General features: G+C 48.6%; 19 protein-coding genes. 9 read left to right on the forward strand and 10 right to left on the reverse strand.

What is annotated here, in order from left to right; genetic code table 11:
* Position 1: 1 nt before the first annotated feature.
* The 5 genes from OXN25_06500 (at position 2) to OXN25_06520 (ending at position 4,196) form a co-directional block, all read left to right on the forward strand.
* Positions 2 to 823 carry a class I SAM-dependent methyltransferase gene (locus tag OXN25_06500; GenBank protein ID MDE0424497.1) on the forward strand — a complete coding sequence of 274 codons (822 nt, stop codon included), beginning with the start codon at positions 2 to 4 and terminating at the stop codon, positions 821 to 823.
* Between the two features lie 77 nt (positions 824 to 900).
* Positions 901 to 1,728: an AAC(3) family N-acetyltransferase gene (locus tag OXN25_06505; GenBank protein ID MDE0424498.1), complete on the forward strand. Its 828-nt coding sequence runs from the start codon at positions 901 to 903 to the stop codon at positions 1,726 to 1,728.
* Positions 1,729 to 1,839: 111 nt separating this feature from the next.
* On the forward strand, positions 1,840 to 2,883 hold the full coding sequence (locus OXN25_06510; protein MDE0424499.1) for a phytanoyl-CoA dioxygenase family protein: 1,044 nt from the start codon (positions 1,840 to 1,842) through the stop codon (positions 2,881 to 2,883).
* Between the two features lie 16 nt (positions 2,884 to 2,899).
* Entirely contained in the window at positions 2,900 to 3,505 is a 606-nt protein-coding gene (locus tag OXN25_06515) for a hypothetical protein (protein ID MDE0424500.1), read from the forward strand.
* A 7-nt stretch (positions 3,506 to 3,512) separates the two neighbouring features.
* Positions 3,513 to 4,196, forward strand: a complete 684-nt coding sequence (locus OXN25_06520) for a class I SAM-dependent methyltransferase (GenBank protein ID MDE0424501.1) — start codon at positions 3,513 to 3,515, stop codon at positions 4,194 to 4,196.
* Between the two features lie 4 nt (positions 4,197 to 4,200).
* Here the strand turns inward: OXN25_06520 and OXN25_06525 are convergent, their stop codons facing one another.
* The 5 genes from OXN25_06525 to OXN25_06545 all read right to left on the reverse strand — a co-directional run bounded on the left by OXN25_06525 (position 4,201) and on the right by OXN25_06545 (position 12,067).
* On the reverse strand, positions 4,201 to 5,127 hold the full coding sequence (locus tag OXN25_06525; GenBank protein MDE0424502.1) for a GNAT family N-acetyltransferase: 927 nt from the start codon (positions 5,125 to 5,127) through the stop codon (positions 4,201 to 4,203).
* Between the two features lie 22 nt (positions 5,128 to 5,149).
* On the reverse strand, positions 5,150 to 7,738 hold the full coding sequence (locus tag OXN25_06530) for a zinc-dependent metalloprotease (protein ID MDE0424503.1): 2,589 nt from the start codon (positions 7,736 to 7,738) through the stop codon (positions 5,150 to 5,152).
* A 118-nt stretch (positions 7,739 to 7,856) separates the two neighbouring features.
* A complete protein-coding gene (locus tag OXN25_06535; GenBank protein ID MDE0424504.1) occupies positions 7,857 to 10,481 on the reverse strand; it encodes a zinc-dependent metalloprotease in 2,625 nt (874 codons plus the stop codon).
* A 23-nt stretch (positions 10,482 to 10,504) separates the two neighbouring features.
* Positions 10,505 to 11,197, reverse strand: coding sequence for a Uma2 family endonuclease (locus tag OXN25_06540; protein MDE0424505.1), 693 nt, complete (start codon positions 11,195 to 11,197; stop codon positions 10,505 to 10,507).
* Between the two features lie 114 nt (positions 11,198 to 11,311).
* The gene (locus OXN25_06545; GenBank protein MDE0424506.1) at positions 11,312 to 12,067 is read right to left on the reverse strand and encodes a phytanoyl-CoA dioxygenase family protein; all 756 of its coding nucleotides are present in this window, start codon (positions 12,065 to 12,067) and stop codon (positions 11,312 to 11,314) included.
* A 174-nt stretch (positions 12,068 to 12,241) separates the two neighbouring features.
* Here OXN25_06545 and OXN25_06550 point away from each other — a divergent pair, with 174 nt between their 5' ends.
* Together OXN25_06550 and OXN25_06555 are read left to right on the forward strand one after the other, a co-directional pair.
* The gene (locus OXN25_06550; protein MDE0424507.1) at positions 12,242 to 12,991 is read left to right on the forward strand and encodes a peptidase E; all 750 of its coding nucleotides are present in this window, start codon (positions 12,242 to 12,244) and stop codon (positions 12,989 to 12,991) included.
* 182 nt (positions 12,992 to 13,173) lie between these two features.
* Positions 13,174 to 14,190, forward strand: coding sequence for a zinc-binding dehydrogenase (locus OXN25_06555; GenBank protein MDE0424508.1), 1,017 nt, complete (start codon positions 13,174 to 13,176; stop codon positions 14,188 to 14,190).
* Between the two features lie 25 nt (positions 14,191 to 14,215).
* On the opposite strand, the gene OXN25_06560 is transcribed toward OXN25_06555, so the two are convergent.
* From OXN25_06560 to OXN25_06580, 5 genes are all read right to left on the reverse strand, one after another.
* Positions 14,216 to 15,568, reverse strand: coding sequence for an NAD(P)-dependent oxidoreductase (locus OXN25_06560; GenBank protein ID MDE0424509.1), 1,353 nt, complete (start codon positions 15,566 to 15,568; stop codon positions 14,216 to 14,218).
* A gap of 27 nt (positions 15,569 to 15,595) precedes the next feature.
* Positions 15,596 to 16,177 carry a GNAT family N-acetyltransferase gene (locus OXN25_06565; protein ID MDE0424510.1) on the reverse strand — a complete coding sequence of 194 codons (582 nt, stop codon included), beginning with the start codon at positions 16,175 to 16,177 and terminating at the stop codon, positions 15,596 to 15,598.
* Positions 16,178 to 16,200: 23 nt separating this feature from the next.
* Entirely contained in the window at positions 16,201 to 16,614 is a 414-nt protein-coding gene (locus tag OXN25_06570) for an aspartyl protease family protein (GenBank protein MDE0424511.1), read from the reverse strand.
* Between the two features lie 132 nt (positions 16,615 to 16,746).
* A complete protein-coding gene (locus tag OXN25_06575; GenBank protein ID MDE0424512.1) occupies positions 16,747 to 18,900 on the reverse strand; it encodes a DUF5916 domain-containing protein in 2,154 nt (717 codons plus the stop codon).
* A 463-nt stretch (positions 18,901 to 19,363) separates the two neighbouring features.
* On the reverse strand, positions 19,364 to 20,893 hold the full coding sequence (locus tag OXN25_06580; GenBank protein ID MDE0424513.1) for a hypothetical protein: 1,530 nt from the start codon (positions 20,891 to 20,893) through the stop codon (positions 19,364 to 19,366).
* A 175-nt stretch (positions 20,894 to 21,068) separates the two neighbouring features.
* Here OXN25_06580 and OXN25_06585 point away from each other — a divergent pair, with 175 nt between their 5' ends.
* Both OXN25_06585 and OXN25_06590 read left to right on the forward strand, forming a co-directional pair.
* Complete coding sequence (locus OXN25_06585; GenBank protein MDE0424514.1) at positions 21,069 to 21,962, forward strand: sulfotransferase; 894 nt, start codon at positions 21,069 to 21,071, stop codon at positions 21,960 to 21,962.
* Entirely contained in the window at positions 21,959 to 22,444 is a 486-nt protein-coding gene (locus OXN25_06590) for a GNAT family N-acetyltransferase (GenBank protein MDE0424515.1), read from the forward strand. Before OXN25_06585 ends, OXN25_06590 begins: the two co-directional genes overlap by 4 nt.
* Positions 22,445 to 22,470 lie beyond the last annotated feature (26 nt).

Here is a 22,470-nt window from a genome sequence, read left to right on the forward strand (position 1 = left end):
ATTGTATCAACTTTCAGATAAGATTCTTTCGTTTTATAGACAGACACAAGAGGCAAACAGACTTACAACTAGTGTCAAAGGGCAACTGGAGTTCGTACGCACCCAAGAGATTATCACACGCTATCTACCCGCACCACCGGCAGTGATCCTGGACATCGGAGGTGGTTCGGGACCCTATGCCTGTTGGTTAGCAAAGGAGGGCTACGAGGTCCACCTCGTAGATCCTGTAGATACACACATTGAGCAGGCGAAAGCAGCATCAAATCAACAATCCGAACACCCAATTGTGAGCATATCGCTTGGCGACGCGCGGGCACTGCGTTTTTCGTCTATGTCTGCGGATGCTGTGCTATTATTGGGACCGCTTTATCACCTCATTGATAAGAACGAGCGGTTGCTCGTACTCAGCGAGGCATACCGCGTATTGCAAGAGGGTGGGGTTATGATTGCTGCCGGTATCTCACGCTTTGCGTCCATGCTCGACAGTTTTTTTGAGGGTCGATTCAGGAATCCTATTCACGTGGACATTGTTCAAAACGACCTTGAAACGGGTTACCATCAGAACCTGACCGAGGACCTTAAGTACTTCACAGATGCGTATCTTCACCGTCCCGAAGCACTCAATTCTGAAGTGGTTGCAGCCGGTTTTCAACATCAAGCGACGCTTGCTGTAGAAGGACCAGCGTGGCTTTTTGAATCGTTTAAAGATTATTGGACAGATCCTGAGATGCGTTCTGTTGTTTTGGATCTAATTCGCAGGATTGAAGCGGAACCGTCGATACTCGGCATGAGTGCGCATATCCTTGCAATAGGAACCAAATAGGACGATATAATTTACCGCTATCCGCTGGTGAGGTTTCCTAACCTCACCTTATAGTGTATAAGTTAAGGTGATTAATAATGCCTGAAGGTCAGGTTGTTGAGAAAACAAAAACACTCGCTACAGTTGAGTCGCTGCAGGTGGATTTTAAAGCACTCGGTATTGAAAGGGGAATGGTCTTATTAGTCCACTCATCCTTGAGTGCGATGGGATGGGTTTGCGGCGGTGCTGTCGCTGTTATCCTCGCACTTCAGGAAGTCTTAGGCGAAGTGGGAACACTCGTAATGCCGACCCACTCAACCGACCTGAGCGATCCGAGCCAGTGGGAAAACCCCCCTGTACCGGAATCGTGGTGGCAAACCATACGCCAGACGCTGCCCGCCTACGATCCCGATTTGACTCCGACCCGTTCAATGGGCAAAATCGCCGAAACCTTCCGAAAACAAAAGAACGTTCTTCGCAGTGTGCATCCGCAGAGCTCCTTTTGCGCAAGTGGGCCCCAAGCATCTTACATCATAAGCAACCACTCCTTGGCGTTTGGCATGGGCGAGAATTCACCGCTTGCCAGAATCTACGATTTGGAGGGTTCTGTCCTGCTTCTCGGTGTCGGGCATTCGAGCAATACCTCTATACATCTTGCAGAATACCGAGCGGACTTTCCAACCAAGCGCGTTGTGCAGGAGGGTGCCCCGATCTCGCAAGAAGGTTCAAGAACCTGGACTACCTTTGAAGATATTGATGTAGACGATTCAGATTTCCATCGCCTCGGTGAAGATTTTTTGCGTTCTGACGCGGGCAAAGTAGTTCGGCGTGGCAAGGTCGGCATCGCAAATTGCCAACTCATGCCACAACGTACTATTGTGGACTTCGCTGTTGATTGGCTTGTGGGAAATAGGAAGAACCGATAACTAACAAAAAATTGAACTTTTCTTTTTGTATGTGTTATACTATGAATACGGAAAAAAGAGAAGTACCCCATCTACGGAGACCGACACGAATAGATGCGAGGAGAAATTCAGATGGAAAAAATAAAAGAACTTCGCATATCCAACGATGCGATGAACGATCCAGAAGAGTTGCGGCACCGGATCTCAGAAGAAGGGTATCTCTTCTTCAAGTGCCTACAAGATCCCGACAAACTCTGGGCGTTACGGCGAGAGATGCTAACGACAATGCAGAAGGGCGGTTGGCTCGTCGCGGGGACCGACCCGATGGACGGCATCGCTGATATTTCGACCCAATGTACCGAAGGCGATCCCGAATATACAGACGTGTACCATGAAGTCTATAAATTAGAAGCGTTCCACCGTTCCGGTCACTGGCACGAAGTCGTCGATATGGTGGAAAAGATTGTCGGTAGAGAGGTGCTACCGCATCCGCAAAAGATTGCGCGCCTCTGGTTCCCGAAGTACACGGCACATACAACCCCGATCCATCAAGATTTCGTCCACTTCCAAGGCAATTTCCAGACCTATACCTGTTGGGCACCCGTCGGAGATTGTCCGATTGAGTTAGGTGGCTTAGCAGTCCTACCCGGATCACATAAGATCAACAAGGTCATGGAACACCACTTTTCGCTCGGTGCTGGCAGTCTCTGCGTTAATGAGGACGAATTGTCGGGTGAATGGCACTCCACGAACTATGAAGTTGGCGATACCCTTATTTTCCCGGCTTTGACGATCCACAAGGCACTGCCAAATTTGACCGAAGACCGACTTCGCGTGTCGCTCGACAACCGCTATCAGGCTGTCGATGACCCGATCGCTGAGCACATGCTTGAACCGCACCTGAATATTTTCAACTCCCTTACGTGGGAACATGTCTATCAGAATTGGGAGTCCGATGCGTTCCAGTATTATTGGAAAGACCTTGACTTGACGGTCATCCCAAGAGATTTCAGTTACGGAAACAAAGGATTTGAGGAAGCTTTAGAACTGGCAAAAGGTGGAGACGAACGCGCTATCTTACACTTAAATCGGGCACTCAAGCGGGATACTACAACTGAGTTGGCACAACGGGCAGCAGCAGTTTTGCAGGAGGTTGAGATCGGGGCAGCCGATTAAAGACGGACATTATCCCATGGCTTATAGTAATTTCACCTTACAAACAGTCCGGGAGAAATTCCAGTTAGAAACGGTCGAATCCGCAAACATCTTTTCTGACATAGAACCCGCGCCACCGAGCGAGGCACTTATTGCGGAATTGGAGAAAAAGGTGCAGCTGGCGGTCGCTATAAGAACAGAAAAGGCGCGCTCGGAACTTATTGTGACCAATGTTCTCGTTGAACTCCGTGAGCAATTCGATCGTCGTATCAGCCTGTTTTCTGGTATCGACTTCAGCGTTGACCCCGAACAGGGATTAACAGGCACTTGCGATTTTTTGATAAGTCTGTCGCCAGAGCAATTTTATTTAGAAGCACCTATCGTTGTGCTTGTTGAGGCAAAGAATGCCGATCCAACGCTTGGCATCGGGCAATGCGTTGCTGAAATGATCGCAGCGCAACACTTTAATCACCAGAAAGACAATAATATTCCTTGCATCTATGGGGCTACTACTACTGGGACAGAATGGTTGTTCCTCAAATTGGAAGGGCAGAAACTTTACATTGACATGGCAGTGTATCCAATTGAACGGTGCGACAAAATCCTTGGTATCCTCTCGAGCATGGTTAATCAAACGGCATGAGGTATTAGTGAACTTCCATTACAAAGACATCGTGCCGTGGGGTAGGTCGTTCGACGAATACCTTGACATGTTTAACCTCTCCGAAGAAGACTTGACGCTGGACATCGTAGGTGTAGGCGACGGTCCCGCTTCATTTAATGTTCGGATGTACCAACGTGGCACACCGATAATCTCCGTAGACCCAATCTATCGATATTCAGAGGCGGAATTGCGCCAACGCATTCAGGAAACCCACGAGGATGTCATCGCCCAAGCCCGCCGAAATCAGGACAAATTTGTCTGGACAAGATTCTCGTCTGTTGATGAATTAGCGGAAATCAGGATGCAGGCAATGGACGAATTTTGCCAAGATTTTGAATGTGGCAAGCAACAGGGACGATATATCAACGCATCCCTCCCGAATTTATCCTTTCCCGATCGACACTTTGACCTCGTACTCTCCGCACATTTCCTCTTTTTCTACTCCGCAAACAGAGATCTGACGTTTCACCTTGATGCCGTGCGAGAACTACTTCGCATCGGAACCGAGGTGAGAATTTTTCCTATCGTTGATGTCAACAGCAACCCTTCCCCTTTCTTATCACCCGTTATCCACGAACTTGAAAAAGATGGGATTACGTGCTCGGTTGCGCGCGTCCCGTATCACTTCCAAAAAACAGGGAATGAAATGCTGCGAGTAAAATCGTACTGATAGACTACCACTTGTGTGTCGGCGTTTCCGAGAGGTTTTTCATGAATTCATACGTCCAATCCACAGTCCGATAACCGCAGTTGCTGTAAAAGAGGAATGCGCGATGGTTATCCCAGGCAGTACTAATCGCTGCATGCCGGTATCCGATCTTCTTCATCTCTTGCAGCGCGTATTGGAGCAGGTAACGCCCTAAACCTTGCCCTTGAAAATCGTCTTCAACACCGAGCCAAACCGTATGAAACCAATCTTGGGCATCCGGATGGCTTGAAAACTCACCGCCACAAATAGACTCACAGATTCCAACTTGTTCACTATCTTGGTGGGCAAGCACGGTACAATTCGGATGCTGTCCGCGTCCGTCCTGCCAGTTGATAGAAAGCGTTACTGGTAGACTTGAAGGGACGGGCGTAACGGAATAGTCTTCCCAATCCAAAAAAACCTCACCTTCAGAACGACGGTATCCATTGAATCCAAGGAGTCCTTGAACTTGATCAAGCGCATCCGATAGATAGGCGTGTCCAAAATGATAGAAACGATATCGACAATCTTGAGGGAAAGCGGAAATTTGGGAAACGTTGAACGCTTTCAGATAGTCTTCCGCCTTTTCAAGTACGGCTTGTCCAACCGCTCGCGCCCCGCGTTCATAACCCAAGAACCGAATAACACCTAAGTTTTCTTTCCTATGTTCCCGAGATGGACTAATACCGACGTGAATAAACGCTTGGATAACACCGTTGACTATTGCCACAAAGGCGGTTTCGGAATCGAGTCCATCCCCCTTTAAATCGGCTTTATCGGTAGTTACTCGGCTTATCGCGATAGCGAATTCTTCTTCCGCTACTGGATAGCAATGCGGAACGTTGGAGGTTATGTGGTTGTAAAATTGTGTCACCAATGTTTGCAGATCGGATGTATATTGGCGTATTTCCATGTATCACTCCTATTGCTCACCTTTAGCGTTTCTCGACTTGGAAGTTGGCATCTAACGCCTTCGCAATTCGGACTTGAGACTCTTGGAGGTGTGCCAAGCTATAATCGTCAAGTCTGCCTTGCGCGGTTTGGAGCACGCGCTGTATGCGAGTGTTGATTTGCCCGAGATGGCGACGGGCGAGGGATCTTGCGTCCTCAGGTGTGCCACTGTCGGCATCTAATACCAGTTTGATAAGCCGCTTGAGATGTTCGCGTTGTAAACCGCGCCGGAAACTGGAGATGAACGCATCCGTATTCGACCACTGCTTTTCTCCTATATTCCGATCCAATTCAGTCCAGACCGCATCCGTAATGCCTGAAAAAAGTTCAGGGAGTGTGAACGCATCCGCACCTTTAGGGAACTTTAACTCTGTGTCTTGAATCCGTGCGAGAATGTTCGGGTAGAGCAAGCGTTCCAGAATGCGATTTTGATAGCGCAGAATGATCTCATGTACCGGGTAATCGAAACGTGTGGAATCCCAACTGGCGGCTCCCCAATCGCTCCAACGGGTGATTGCCAGACTGTTAAGCAAGTCCGGCGGGAAATTGAAGGCTTTGTCCGAGAGGGCGTGTTCTTTGAGGAATTCGAGTGCTTCGCGTTGTTTCGCTGCGGGGACCGGCACGAAGGGCAACCGTCCATTTTCATCGCCGCGATGATCGCGGTGGTGGTACTGCCCACCGATGTAACGACTTGCGAGGTACATGGTATAACCGTGTTCAACAATGAGTGTACGGAAAGCCCGCCTGGTCCGTTGATAGCCTTCGCCTTCTTTTGTAACTTTGTTTGCAATCTTATCCCAGAGTCCAACAACAATCTCACGACGTTGTTTGGCAAATTCAAGTGGATCGTTGCCGAGGTCCCAACGGTTGACCAATGGGTCAATATCTCGATGTTGATACCCATAAGCATCGCTATCTGTAGCATACGTCAGTTCCGGCGTTGGCGCACGGGTAGCGATTTTGCGCAACGCCTCTAATTCATCTTCTGGCTTGCTCGCATTAGTGGGTTTATAGGCATATTCAATCACCCAGTAGTCCCAGGGTCCGATTGTCGGCGTATAGTAATGCCCTTGTTTTTCACCTTCGGGTGCGATGTTCACAGCATCGTATTCCATGACAGAACCGAGGATGGCTTCTCCATTCTTTTTGTTCAAGTCGTCGAGAGAGAAAATTGTACTCGCTTTAAAGTTATGGCGCAATCCCAATGTATGCCCCACTTCATGCATCGTCAGTGCTTTGAGTGCCTCTCCGAGAAACTCTTCTGGGAGTTCACCGCCTTCGCCAGTCAGATCCCGCGCATCCAAGACACTTGCCATGAACCCCATCTGATGCACCAACCCAGATCCCATCTGACACTGAAATTGTGAAGATGGGTCCATCGGATGATCACGCTCATGCGCTAACTCATCAAAGAACGTTGTATATTCTCGCCGCCAAGACCTGATAAAACCATCGGTAATAAGGATGTCGGCATCCAGTATCTGTCCTGTCAGTGGATTCACGCGAGAGGGACCGGTGGCGAATCCTGCGTCAACCACCCAACGGATCGTGTTATACCGTGCGTCTTCGGGGTCCCAGTCCTCATAGTCCTGTTGAATGCGTGCTTCAATCGCATCGACAAAACCCGCCTTTTCAAACGCCTTGTTCCATTCGAGGATCCCCTGCCGGATGTAAGGACGGAAGCGGTGCGGTACGGTTTTTTCAATGTAGAAGATGATCGGATCTTTTGGGGGTGAAAGTTTTGCATCCTTGTCGGCTTTCTCCAGATGCCAGCGATTGACGTAACGAGCGAAGGGTTCCTCGCTAACTTGAGCCGAATAGTCTTTGATCGTTGTCATGAAGTGTCCGAGCCTGTCGTCAGCCGGTCGGGGTTGATAGTTGTTGGATGGAAGTGCAGCGAGGCTGTAATGCACCGTCAACTGGATGCCACGACTGTCGGGGACGGTTTCTATGTAACTTTGCGATGTATAGACCGCTTTGACTCTCAATTCGACGTTCTTTGGGAACGCCTTGATTGTTCCCCAAGTGCTGCGTGTTTTATCAAAGCGGGCATCAGCGGCAATACGACGTGCCAGTGGCGGCAAATCGGACATAAAAACCGGAGAAATATCGACCAATAGACTCTTTCGTTGTGGATGTACACTTTCAATCTTAAGAGAAAATAATACAGAGTCGCTGTAACTATAGTCAACTGCTTGGGCAGTCGGTGTTCCCTTTTCAGCACGGTATCGCACATTTTTTCGCACGAGATGCACGTTATCGCCAACGCGCCGCCAAACGAGCAACCATTCATCCATTATTATTCCTGAGATAAGCCGTCCTCTCGCTAAGCCGCGTGCAAGACTGGTCATGCATAGAAAAGGCTGATCCAATTGTGAGGGTTGGATTTCACAATAGAGTTTTTCTTTTTTCTGGTATAGTTTGAAGAAGCCGTCGTAGTTTTTACTATCTTCAATCACTTTTGCGAAATCTGCAAACTCTTGTTTTTTTTCTGTTGTTTCTTGTGCAGATACTGAAAGACAGTAACCGCTTATTGTGATGAGACAGATCCAAAAGGTCAATAGATGCCGCATCGTTTCTTCTCCTTAGTGAACGATACACTTGGTTATACATCAGAAGATTGGCGGGGTTTCAACCCCGCCAGTAGATATATGGACTTTATAAAAATCCTAATCGGAAATATAGGATCCTTTAGCGTTCCTCGACTTGGAAGTTGGCATCCAACGCCTTCGTAACTCGAACTTGTGACTCTTCAAGGTGCGCCACGCTATAATCGTCAAGTCTTCCTTGCGCATTTTGAAGCACCTGTTGTATCCGAGTATTGATTTGCTCAAGATGAAGGCGTGCAAGCGATCTCGCATCCTCAGGTGTACCACTGTCGGCATCCAACACCAGTTTGATGAGTTGCTTGAGGTGTTCACGTTGCAAACCGCGCCGGAAACTGGAGATAAACGCCTCTGTATTCGACCACTGCATTTCTCCGAGATTCCGTTCAAGGTCCACCCAAACCGCATCTGTAATGCCAGAAAAGAGTTCTGGGAGTGTGAACGCATCTTCACCTTTCGGGAACTTGAGTTCTGTGTCCTGAACGCGCGCAAGGACATTCGGATAGAGCAACCGTTCCAAGATACGGGTTTGATTCGTCAAAATGACATCATGGACGGGATAATCGAAACGTGTGGAATTCCAACTGGCGGCTCCCCAGTCGCTCCAACGGGTGATTGCCAGGCTGTTCAACAGATCCGGTGGGAAATCGAAAGTACTATCTGAGAGGGCGTGTTCTTTGAGGAATTCGAGTGCTTCGCGTTGTTTCGCTGCGGGGACCGGCACGAACGGTAAACGTCCGTTTTCATCGCCGCGGTGATCGCGGTGGTGATACTGTCCACCGATATAACGGCTTGCGAGGTACATGGTATAGCCGTGTTCATAAAGCAACCTTCCAAATGCCTGTCTGACGCGTTGATAGCCTTTTCCCTCTTTTGTGACCTTATCTGCGATTTTATCCCAGAGTTCGACGACAATCTCTCGCCGCCGTTTCGCAAACTCAAGCGGGTCGGCACCGAGGTCCCCTCGATTGACTAATGGATCAAGATCTCGGTAGCGATACCAAGACGCATCTTCATCCGTAGCGTACGTGAGTTCTGGCATCGCAGAACGGGAAGCGATTTTGCCCAATTCTTCTAATTCGCCTTCCGGTTTGCTTGCACTAATGGGTTTATAGGCATACTCGACCACCCAATGGTCCCAAGGCCCAATTGTTGGTGTGTAGTAATGTCCCTGTTTCTCGCCTTCAGGAGCGATGTTGACAGCGTCGTACTCCATAACGGAGCCGATAAGTGCTTCACCCTCTTTCTTATTCAGATCGTCAAGGGAAAATATCGTACTCGCTTTAAAGTTGTGACGCAGTCCCAGTGTATGTCCCACTTCGTGCATCGTCAAGGTTTTGAGAGCTTGCCCGATAAACTCTTCTGGGAGTTCACCCCCCTCATCAATTAGGTCTCGCGCTTGCAAAACGCTCGTCATGAGCCCCACCTGATGTGCCAATCCTGATGCCATCTGGCACCGATAGCGTGAAGCAGGATCCATCGGATGATCGCGCTCATGCTCCAACTCATCAAAGAAGGTCGTATATTGTCGCTGCCACCCCCTGATGAAGACATCGCTGATAAGAATATCGGCATCCAGTATTTGCCCTGTCAGTGGGTTCACACGAGAGGGACCAATGGCGAAGCCCGCATCAACCACCCAGCGGATCGTGTTATACCGCGCGTCTTCGGGGTCCCAGTCTTCGTAATCTTGCTGAATCCGTGCTTCAATCGCATCGGCAAATCCGATTTTTTCAAACGCCTTGTTCCATTCCAAAATGCCCTGCCGGATATAAGGACGGAAGCGATGTGGCACTGTTTTCTCAATGTAGAAAATGATCGGATCCATCGGCGGCGAGAGTTTCGCATCTTTATCCGCTTTCTCCAAATGCCACCGTTGGACGTACCGCGCAAACGGTTCTTCGCTGACGCGAGCAGAATAATCTTTGATCGTTGTCATGAAGTGCCCGAGTCTGTCGTCAGCCAATCGCGGCTGATAGCTGTTCGATGGGAGTGCAGCGAGGCTATAGTGTAGCGTCAACTGGATGCCACGACTGTCAGGGACAGTTTCTATATAGCTTTGCGATGTGTAGACCGCTTCGACCCTCAACTCTACGTTCTTTGGAAATGCCTTGACTGTTCCCCAAGTGCTACGCGTTTTGTCGAAGCGTGCGTCGGAGGCAATACTGCGCGCCAGAGGTAGCAGATCAGATATAAAGACCGGAGAAATGTCCACTAACAGACTCTTTCGTTGTGGATGGATACTTTCAATCTTAAGAGAAAATAGGATGGAATCGCTGTAACTGTAGTCAACCGCTTGGGCAGTCGGTGTCCCCTTCTCAGCGCGGTAGCGTACATTTTTTCGCACGAGATGCACGTTGTCGCCGACGCGTCGCCAGACGAGGAGCCAATCGTCCATTATCATTCCTGAGATAAGGAATCCTCTTCCTAAGCCGCGCGAAAGGCTAATCATGCATAGAAAAGGCTGCTCCAGTTGTGATGGCTGAATTTCGCAGTAGAGTTTTTCTTTTTTTTGGTACAGTTTGAAAAAGCCGTCGTAGTTTTTACTGTCCGCAATCACTTTGGCAAAATCTTCAAACTCTTTTTTCTTTTCTGTGGGTGCTGCCTGTGCCGTAGGCTTTGCAGGTTGTGCCGCTTCTTGTGCAGCTGCTGAAAAGCAATAACCGATGATGACGGTTAAACAGATCCAAAAAGTCAATTGGTATCGCACTGTATTTTCTCCTATGTGAGAGGTCAGTTTCTATCTTCAGCCTGGAGGCGTTCAAGCGTTGCCAAAGCCTTCGCCAGTTCAGACTCGGCGTGTTCACGAGCAAGGGCTTCCTGTTCAGCACGTTCTTCAGCCTGTTCAGCACGTTCTTGGGGAGGTTCCAACCACTGCTCTATCGCGGGATCATACAAGCCCAACACCCCATCGCGCTCACCGAGTTCTAAGTTCAGCACCGATGACGGAAGACGCTCATTCACAAATGCAATTTCCTCATACGCGCCATTAACCAAATGAAAACCTATGAAATGTGGCTGTATTTGATGGCGTGGGTCATAGATGTAATATTCCTGCACTTTCAGAACAGACGCATATAAATCTTTCTTCCGGGTTAGATCATGCTGAACTGTGCTCGGACTTGCAAGTTCTATCACAAAATCGGGTGTGTGAGATTCCTCCCAGGTCAGATAGGTGCCACGCTGCTTTTTCGCGACTCCCCGAACGACAAAAACATCGGGGGCAACCGATTTCGTTGCATCGCCCATTTCGTAATAGATTAACAGATCTCCAGAAACATAAACATCATCATGTTCCCGAAAGTGATGTTCAATCATTTGAAGGAGGTCCATAAGTAATTTACGATGCCAATCAGTTTCTGCCATAGGTTTACCGTCTGAAGAGGGATAGAAGGGTATTGGAGCAGACACGACTTTTTGCTGCATGGTTCCACCTCCTAAAAGGGTTATCAAATTGCTAAGGGGTTAGTCATTAAGAATAACATACAAGTTGTGATATGTCAATTTTCAATGCTTTTTTTACGAGTTGCTACGCTCATTTTATTCATAATGAATTCGCTGACTTCCATCAAATGAGAATCGCGGCCAATCGCGTTCCCAGTTTTCGGAGGCGTAAGGGATATAATGGCACGCTAACGCATGTCTACGGGTACCGGGCTGCAGAATTTCTGCACCGCCGTGGATTAATTTGCCGTCAAAGAGAATCACATCTCCAGCGTTCACCATAACTTGAACCGCATCCACGCCATTTTCTTCAAAAACTTGTTTGACTGCTGGAAAATAGCGATTGTGCTGTTGTTGCTCGTAGGTTTCTCCCGGTAGAAAGGTCATCGGCACGTCCTTTTTCGTAACTAATTGACCTTTATGTGAACCCGGTTGTACGATGAGGGGACCGTTATTCTCATCAACACTGACCATCGCGATCCACGCAGACATGCAGTCGGGCAGATAGTATTGGTCTTGATGGAATGGATGCTCTGAACCTTCGTAAAAGTGCATTGTCTGGATGCCTTCCGGTTCCCCGCCAAAGCAGTCTGTGAGTGGCTTGTGTAAGCGCGAATCGATCAGCAAGTCCAATACACGTTGGTCATATAGATGCTGATTAAAGGTACGAGCCCCATATTTATCCTGTTGAAAGAATCCTTCGAGATGTTTATGCCCTGTGTGAAGGTCTTCCATGTGCGCTACAAAACTTTGACATTCTTCCGCTGAGAAGACGCTTTCAAGGACGAGATACCCGTTTTCCTGATAGAACGCTTTTTGCGTAGGTGTTAAGCCTCTCTTTTCGGATGTCATTTTTCCCCCTCAAGAAGTTGCGGATACTGTTTATGCTTCTCTGCTTTTATTTTAACACAGTTGTTGATGAAATTGCAGTTAAATTTCCGAAGGTTTTTTGACAATGTTTGTTGAATCTGCTATTATTATTCTTATTCTCGAAATAAAAGGATAAGAAGGTTTAGGAGACGATTGATGAAAACAGTTCCTAAGATCGTCGCAGTCGGTGGCGGGGAAATCAGTGAGCAAGAAACCGCTACGATTGACAGGCGTATCATTGAATTAACAGGTAAAACACAGCCCAAGGCACTCTTTATTCCAACTGCCAGTAGCGATGCCCCTGGATACATTGACACCTTTGAAGCGTATTACGGTGGACATTTTGGATGTCAAACGCGCATTCTCACACTCACTCAAAATCCGCCAGGGTTTGAGGAGATGTCCGCATTGGTATTGGACTCAGACCTCGTCTATGTTGGGGGCGGGAATACCTATCGGATGATGAAACTGTGGCGGCGATTGGGATTAGATGCCGTGTTGACAGAAGCTGCATCCCGCGGGACTGTGCTATCGGGTCTCAGTGCTGGTGCGATCTGCTGGTTTAAATACGGACATAGCGATTCTCGCTCTTTCTCGAGTAATCCGAAGTGGGACTATATCCGCGTCAGAGGACTCGGGTTCATTAATGCAATATACTGTCCGCATTATCATTTTGAAGGGCGTGAACCTTCTTTTTTCGAGATGATCGCAAAACGCGGGGGCATCGGAATCGCTTGTGATAACAACGCCGCGATTGAAATCGTCGGTGAGCAGTATCGTGTTCTCACCTCTGCACCTACTGGAAAGGCATACAAGTTCTTCAAACGTAACGGAAACGTCGTTCCTGTGGAATTATCTCAGGATAGTGAGTATAGACCTTTAGCTAACCTTTTAAGGCGGCAATAACATTGAATCTTATTTCGCGCCGCGTCAGGGGAACCCGAATCTAAAATTAGGCTTGATTGATCATAGCCACTGTGTTATCCTATTTCCACTAAATATTTTTATCAGGAGGCACCTTTTCTTTCCGTGGTAAGAACCCCATCGGTCTTTTGGGGATGCGGGAAGCCTGGGTTGTTAGAGTTTTTATGCAGGTCGCAGCAATGTTTGGTGAAGGTAAAGGCGGTGTCGTTGAGAAGCCGGATCCTCGGGCAGCTGGGGATGTCGTCGTTGTCAAGATTCATGCCGTTCCGATGTGTACGGAGTATAAAGGATTTATAGGCGGAGGTACTGGCGAACACTTTGGACACGAAGCCGCGGGTGAAGTCGTTGAAGTCGCACAACCCGGTCGTGTCAAAGTCGGAGACCGCGTCGTCGTGCAACCTCAGAGCGGTTGCGGTAAGTGTTCGCTGTGTGTTGTCGGGGAACATATCCACTGCCAGAGTCCGCGTCGCGTCAGCGAAACCCTCGGTACAGAAGCGGCTTCGGCAACTTACGCGCAATATCTCCACAAAATGGACGAATTGCTGTCTCCAATCCCAGACAGTGTGAGTTATGAACACGCAGGAATGGCGTGTTGTGGACTCGGACCGACATTCGGGGCAATGGAACAGATGCAAGTCAACGCCTTGGATACCGTCATGGTTACCGGCTTAGGTCCGGTTGGGTTAGGCGGTATTATCAACGCACACTATCGCGGGGCGCGTGTCATCGGCGTGGACAGCCATCCCTATCGGGCAGAACTCGCCAAGAAGTTAGGCGCAGAGGCGGTGTTCAACCCAACGGATTCGGATGTCCTTGAACAAATTCTCGACTTCACAGATGGGGTCGGTGTTGACAAAGCTGTGGATTGCTCAGGTGCGTCCGCCGCGCATCGGTTAATGGTCGATGCAGCACGCAGGAAGGGACAGGTTACATTCGTCGGTGAAGGTGGAGAGTTTCCGCTCGGTGCGAGTCGGGATATGATTCGGAAGGGGATTGTCCTCCGCGGGAATTGGCACTACAACCTTGGGGATTATCCCAAATTAATGCAGGTCATTCAATCTGTATCCGACCAGATAGACACCTTTATCACACACACCTTCCCGATGCGTGACGTGCAACAGGCATGGGAACTCCAAGCCACCGGAGAGTGCGGTAAGGTCGTGCTGCATCCTTGGGAATAGTTGACGAAGAGCCAGCACGAAAAGGTTACCAGACGGTCGCGTCTTGGAGACGACGCAGTTTGAGAACGAAGGAATCCTCGTTGAGTTCTATCATATCGTAAGAGATCGCTTCCCCTTGGGAGATATCGCGTTTGAGTTTGACATCATAAGCCAGACCGAGGGGAAGTAGATTCTCAGCACGCGCAATCTCTGCCTTCTCAATCAGACCGTTAACGGTATACCCACCGCTGCCATCAAGCACCTCTCCGACTTTCAGGTTGCGTTTGGCAACCGTTATGACATCGGCGACCGGTGTCGGCAACGGTGTCCCCGTTGGTTGTCCGTAAAGCGCAGCTTTCGCAATCGAAATTGGAGCTTCAACGGCTACAAGGTGGTACGGACGATAGAGAAGGTAGTTCTGACCGTCGCCACCCGGATGTAGGTTGTAACTGGCGAGGTCTTCTTGTGTAAACGGGTGATCCGTCCGAATCACAACGAACACGCCCATCCGAAGTGGATCGTCTAACATCGTCTTGCCATCGGTTGCGATGCTGTTTGCGAGTTCGACGACACCGTGGCGGCTCAAAATGCCGCCTGCTTCTTTTGTGCTGAAGACTTGGGCGATGTCGGAAATGTTCACTGAAGGTTCGTGCATCCCGCGAATATCGGGTGGGAGTCCAGCCATGTTCGCCAACGAGGTCATCTCAATCTGCGCCTTTGAACCATCTCGGAACGAGTTGAACATCTTGAAGTTAATCGTGCGCCGTTCAATGAGTTCTTCACTAAACCCGAACCGTTGCGGAACGGTATCGGGTATTCCAGCGCGGTCGTCATCATAAAAGACTGTGCCTCGCCCCGCAGCGACAATCTCGAAACCAAGCGTTTTTGCCCACTCAACGATGTTCATCGTCACACCGGGCTGGTCACCGTCAACGAGGGTATAGACAACACCAGCATTATCCGCCAAGCGTCTCAGGAACGAACCGACGGTAACATCTGTCTCGACGTTAACCATCACGAGATGCTTTTTGTGCATCAGGGTGTGGTAAGCCATTTCTGCCCCGACTTCCGGGATACCGGTTGCTTCGACAACGACATCGATGAGATCCGATTGGATAATATGCATTCCGTCCACAGTAATTGCTCGTTTCCAACTGCGGATGGTGTCGTTCAAGGTGTTCGTATCCTGAACGCGTGAGATTTCATCAACTGGGACATTGCTGGCAGTATATGCGTTCGTGGCGTGTGCCAGATTGATGTCGGCAATCGCGCTCGCTACGATACCTTCCATTTGTGAAAGCTGCGCGACCAACCCCGCACCGAATTTCCCGGCACCAATGATACCCACACGAATCGGATTGTTTGTCGCTGCACGCTCGGCGAGTTGTCTACTGAACATATAAGGTTGTTCCTTTGATTGCGGACGCTATTCAAGTGTCCCTTGAGTTGATTTTTCGTATGCTGCGCGTGTAATTTCAAAGTCCAACGTCTTTCCATCGTCCACTTCTCGTACAACCGTGAATCCAAGCGATTCCCACAACCTTTTTGAGCGGGGGTTGTCAACGTTGACATCTACTGGACAGAAACGATCAATCCCTAATTTTTCAAAAGCGTGCGCCATCAAGCACCGGATAACCTCTTTTCCATAGCCTTTACCCCACAATGTCTTATCCCAGATTCCGATGGGTGACCGCATCACTTTTTCACCCTCAATTTTCGCTCGTTCCAAGTTCATCCACTGTAAACATACCTCGCCAATCGTTCTGCCGCTCGTCTTTTCTACGATCGCAAACAGAAATCCATCTTTCCTCATGTATTTGCCCGCACTTTTGAGGTATTCCTTTGTTATAGGTTCGTCGGGTGGCTCTCCCTCCATTGCTTCCAGAAACTCAGGTTCGTTGTAAAAAGGTACCGCAATGTCAAAATCGGCTTCCTTAAAGGGTCTCAGTATCAGACGCTCCGTTTCCAAGTGAATATTATGTTCTGCAAAATTATCTGGTTGTGTCATATTTGAAATTTCCGTATCAGTTGTTAGAGAATTTCTATAATCCATTTGCCATCGTGTGCGGGATTATAGATAAGTCCCTCTTTTATATCAAGACAGAGATCGAGATGTTCCAATACCATGTGTCCAACGAGAACAGGGGACCCCTCAGGCAGATCGGTAACTTGTATTGACCTTGTGCGTCCCAGAATCGTAAATTGAACTTCTGAATAGAGGATGGGCTCAACAATGCCGGTAGCTGCACGAGCTCGCGTCATTTCAATAGGCGTGAGACCGAGTTGTTCAATGAGAGAAGTCGGTAAGCAAAGACCCGTCGCACCGGTATCAACAAGGGCATCTGGGACGGTAAGCCGCCGCACGTCTTCCGGCTTCATAACACCCAGCTTTACGGCTACCAAGTCATATAGATTTTCGAGTTCAATTTGTGTGGTGGGTCTCATTTCTTTCCCTCCTATTTTAGTGTTGATTTTTGATGTTGATTGTCGTATTGGCACTCACAATTATAGCAGTCTAAACAGGAAATATCAAGATAAACAAAGTCTGCTACAATGTAACTATCACACCTACAAATCCTACAGACTGAATAGATAGGTAAACTTACTCAAAACCGTCCATTCGTGTCCGTTGAGACCTTCCGATGTGTTCCATGCCTGATCGTACACGAGATAGAAATCGCTACCGGGACGATAGATGTAATTAATCAAAAAGTTCGCGCTCGCACGTTGGGCATCGTCATTCCACTGTGCGTACAGTTTGGTAAAGAAACGGGTGTTCAACGCGTAACTAATGCGGGTACCAATGACGTTTGTTGTAAAGCGTTCGCTTTCAGGCAATTTAATCCAATTGCGCTGGTATCGCGTTTCGATCGCCAGTTGATAGGTCATCCGCCACTGGCTATCTATGTCGAAACCGACACGGTTGCCGTTAAAGTAATCCCCAAAGTCTATTCCACCGAATACGCTAAACGGACGGCTGGTCTGGGTGAAAACAGTGAGCGAGACCTCGTTCATCTCGTAATCGCCAGCCGGAATCTCAACATCACTGATTGTGAAAGGTTCGTTAACACGATCAAAGACCCGTTTGAAATCAAGATTGAATCCGTCATCAGAGTCCCAGAGCATACTCCCACCGGTGGATAGGTCCCAACCGATGAGACTGTTATCGTGGTCCAACAGATAGCTGCCAGAGAAAAGCGCGCCAACGTCTCGTATGCTGTACTGTCTGATTTGGCGTTCGTAACTGGTATTCAACATCAACGAGCGGATGTCTGTCCGATTTACGAATCCCATTTTGCTTGTAAATTCAGGACCGATGTCGAGATAAGAGGCGTTAATGCGGAATTGGTCGTTGCGCCAATCATTTGAGAGATACCATGCGAAATCGCTTTCGTCGGGCTCTGGAGACCAACTGCCGACGGTCATTGCGCGCATCCGCCACTGATCGTGTGGTCGAAAAAATAAATCTACTCCACCGTTGCGATGGTAGTTGCCGGTAACGTCACTTTGTCGGTTAGTGAGAATGAAACCCATACTTGAATCGCTGAGTATATCGCGCTGCATTCTTAGCACAGAGAAATTCGTCAACGGTACGTCCGATGTAGCATCGGTCGTCATATTGAGCGCACCGATACTGTAGGGTCCGACTTTCCCTGTGAGTTTACCACCACCAAGGAGTCGAACCTGTTGTTCGTTTTCGATACCGATCCGACGGCTGTAAAAAACCGACAACGGGGGTGGACCGAAATCTCCGATACCTGCACCGAAGGCGAACAGTCCGCTGCCCTCAAGAAAAAATTCGCGGCGTTCGGGGAAAAAGAGATCGAATCGTGTGAGGTTGACCTCTTCCTGGTCTGCCTCTACCTGCGCGAAATCGGTGTTTACAGTCAAGTCCAGTGTCAGGTTTGATGTTATTCCGTATTTCATATCAAGCCCGAGGTCGCCTTCGGTTGTCCGCTTCCAAATTGTATCGTCGAGATTCCTCGCCAACCCGCCGAGGAGGTACGGTTTGACATCAAAATAGGATGGCGATGTGATGCCTTGGAGTCCAATCACTTTGCCTTGATAGGTAGGGTGATAGGTGCCGGGCCAACTCTCGCTGCGAGGCACTTGTATCCATTGCGATGTTTCGTTCTTTCGCGCGATGTTCCGTCCAAAATTCACGCCCCATACCATCGAGTCGCTCTTTTTGAACCGCAGCTGGTTAAAGGGAATCGCGATTTCGACCGTCCATCCTTTATCGTGTCGCTGTCCGCCCGCTTCCCAGATACAATCCCAGCTCCCGTTAAGGTTCTCCCCACCATCCGTGACTGCGGTATCTGACATCGCACCAAGGGCATTCATCCGAAAAAAGAAGCACTGCCGTTTATCGCCATAGGTGTCGAGCATTACGTAAACATTATCATTTTGCCAAAGCTGCCCGTCGCGCCGCATCTCGTTGGCAACGACTTTTTCGGGTTCGGAGTCGTAGCATTCAAATCCGATATAAAGTTTCTCTGTGTCGTACAACATCCGCACCTCAGTGCGTTCGCTAATGGGTTGCCCTTCATCGGGTGATTGTTGCGTAAAGTCGTCGATAACTTGTGCCTCTGTCCAAGCCTCTTCATTGAGATGTCCGTCAATTTCGATTGTTTCTTGTGTTAGCAAGGGTCTAATTTCTTTGCTGGCTCTGGCGTTTAAATTTATTGCTGCAACCACTACCAATACCAATAAAGCTATTCTGGAACGCATTTTTCCTCCTCTTTTAGAGTTTTTCTTCCTTACAAACGTAATGCCTTTGGTTGTCGTCTTAAAAAAGAAACACCCCCACCGAAATCTCCATTTTGTGATGTCCAGTGATGGGCGTTGTATTGTGTAACTTCAAAAATCTATTATCTGCTACTCATAAGCCCACCCCTGTCTGGTACATAGAAATAGCGCACAGCACAGCACCAATACCAACTGATGTGCAAAGGCGGTTTTTATGTATCAACGTGGTAAGCGGCAGATAAAGCATTTGATGATCCTGTTTTGGAATTTTATGTATGTTAAGTATTATGGCACATTTTGCCCTTGAATGTCAAAGTTTTTTAAATTCCTGATAGAATTCTATAAGAACCTTTAACCTTCAGTTTTCTGAAAAATTCACATTTTTTTCACGAAATCGGAATGATTTACAACTTTGGTGGAAAGATTTAAATCGGTAGGGTGATTACTAAATGCGAAAAGCATAAAGTCTCGCCCGATTCAGCACAAATCGGAGGCGCAACGGTTGTTCTGCATCTGCTAACGTCGCCGACTTCCATTGCACCGAATGTCGGACATCGTCCGTTGTCGATGGAACGCAATCATCAACCGAAAATCCAGGTTGAACCTTTCCATCGGCTGTCAGCACTTCAACATTAACCTGACCACCACTCGCATCGATGTTAATCTCAAGCCCTCCGTTCGGAATCTGCAACGGCACGGTTTCAACAATACCACCCTCCGCATCGGCATCAAGCGAAACAAAACCGTCTAACCGCCACTTCGCAAGCCCGATTTCCTTATGTCTGTCCTTCATCTGGGCACCGTGCGTGTGAACCGTTCCTGTATAATACCAGTGAATTTCATCGTCGGTGATGATTGGTTCAATAGCCGTTCCCATAATCATACCGCAATCAAATGTGCCGCGCTCACCGCGTGGAATAAGTGGAGTCCGGTCCGAATCAGTGTAATCCCAGTTAAATCCGTCTCGGCTACAAACGAGTTGCGCGTCAATCGGTCCGTCAACAGGGATTTCATGCTCCGCTGCACCCGGTCCTGTCACATACAACACCCCAGCGAGACCGATGTAAATGTTATGATAAAGAAAGCCAGACATATTGTGGATTTCGGCACGATCCGCGCCGTACCGCTGCACGCCAACTTCGTCATCCGCATCAGTAGCACCGAACATCGGCACAAGCGGCTTCCACGGTCCCTCTAAGCGCGGGCTTTCGGTATATGCGATCATGCGTCGGGCATCTTTATCGTTCGCACGGATTAGCGCATACGCTCGGAACATCTCTATTTTTTTATCCCAAATAACATTGAACGCGCCTTCATTATCCCGATCTGCGACCGGTTCCAAATAATCTGAGTCGTCCCATCGGATACCATCCGGGGACGTGAGCAGGAAGACGTTGCGATACCGTCTGCAGAAACCGATCATCTTATACCGTCTCTGCGAATCCGGTTCATCATCATCACGGAAGACACACGCCCCGTGGAGGTCCCACACGATATTATTGTTCGGGTTGCCGTTGAATTCAAAGAGTCCGAGATTCGGTTTCGTCCATGTCAATCCGTCGTCACTCTCAGCATAGCACGTGAGATCACCGCGGTCATTTTCGACAAACTTCCGTCCATAAGCGTCGTGTGTTTGTCCTCTGTATGTTGACGGATTACGGTCGGGACGTGGAACGTAAAGTCCGGGAATCTCATTCGCTTCAAACCGCCAATGCGGTCCCATACGACACATGTACCACATGCGATATTTTCCATACGCAGCGTCGTACAGCGTGGTGCCGTAGAGGTGGACACGTCTTGACTGGTCAGGTCCCCCGTGTTCCCATGGGTTTTCAGGATCGGGTTTAAGGACGGAGACATCGTGCTTTACGCATGGATGCAGCGTGCGTTTTACGCCGCGTTTAGAAGCAATCAGGGCATCGTCGATAAACAGTTCTGTGCCGACGTTAAGTGTCTGAACGGTATTTGAATTCACGTTATTTTCCTCAATAGTGGTGCGGTTTTTGCTATAGGAAAACTCAGAAAAATGCTATACTTTAACGGAAACGGTGGAAAAAATAAAATCTGTCTTTGTAAACCGTTATGATATAGTAGAAGGGTGTTTCGCGCAAGAGAAATCGCATAACCCATTTTAGTATGAGGACCTTTGAATGCTCAATCCCGACAGGTGTCCTATCATCATACTGGGTGTAGAACGCAGTGGGACTTCTGTCGTTGCTGAGATGTTGCACAAATGGGGCGCGTATGCGGGACCTCCCGAAAAGTTGCATAGTGCTGATATGCACGCCCCCAGAGGGTATTGGGAGTACGAACCTTTGTGGGATTTACTCGCCGAGTTAGGGGATTTTGATACTGGCGCGACTTGGTGGGATCCTGATTTCCAACACCGAATGAGGAAAAAAGCTGCTATCCCTGTGTATAGGAAGAAAGCCACTGAACTAATGGCTGAAATGCACAACGGAGGTCCTTGGTTCTGGAAAGACCCTGCACTCAGCCATTTTTTGCCGTTTTGGAAACAGATATGGGACGACGCGATTTACATAATCACAGTTCGCAATCCACTTGACACAGCAGTCTCATGGCAGAAGTTCATTATGCCACCGAATGTGAAAGGCAATATCTCTTTCGTTGCAATGAATTTACTACGTTGGCAGCATATAATGACGCTAATCCTCCAACACACGGAAGACGCACAACACCGCCTCTTTCTGGGTTACGAAGATATTGTCCGTTATCCATACAGTCAGACTGAAAGACTGGCTGCTTTCTTGAACGCAAAGTTTGGAAATCGAGTCTCACTGGTTCAAGCGATGGTTGATGCGGTTGATCCTCACCTATGGCGAAATGATTGTGGTGTTTCGTTTGAACAGGCGACTGAAGCAACAGACGAACAGAAAGCACTCTATACTTTTGTCAGACAGAAAATTGACAATCCACTTAAACCTTTTGACGTCGCAAAATATCCACTACCACCCGGCTATCTTGAGTTTCTAAACATTCAAGAGGCATTGCTGAAAGTTTATCGCGAGCTTGAACACCAATGAACACCCACAGCACAACTCCAGCATGGAGGAGACTGGAGCCTCAACTTGATGCAGTCTTGGCTCGATTTGATATTCCTGCGTCTTTTTGGATTCAAGCGTGGTCACCGAACTACTTTGACGCTATGTGTGCCCTTTCGAGTGGCGAGGGGTGGACGACTCCTGAACAGAGACCTAAGGAGACGTTGGTCGCTTGGGAGAATTCGTGGCCCACTCTTGTTGCTGTGGATACTGGTGGGAAGTTGGTGGGTTTTCTACGGGCAATCACGGACACACAGATCACGACCTACCTGTGCGAGGTTCTGGTCGCTCGCGAATTCCGGCGGCTTGGGTTGGGCAGACTACTTATTGATGTCTGTCAGGGGCTTGTGCCAACGACGAGACTTGACCTGCTGTCAACGGACGAGTCGGATGACTTCTATCGAGTTATTGATTGTGTCGATTTTCAAGGTTTTAGACGACGGTCTAAAGTGACAGGTCGTTAAGTCATAGTATTCACGTCCTATAGCAC

Source organism: Candidatus Poribacteria bacterium (assembly GCA_028820845.1).
Taxonomy (GTDB): domain Bacteria; phylum Poribacteria; class WGA-4E; order WGA-4E; family WGA-3G; genus WGA-3G.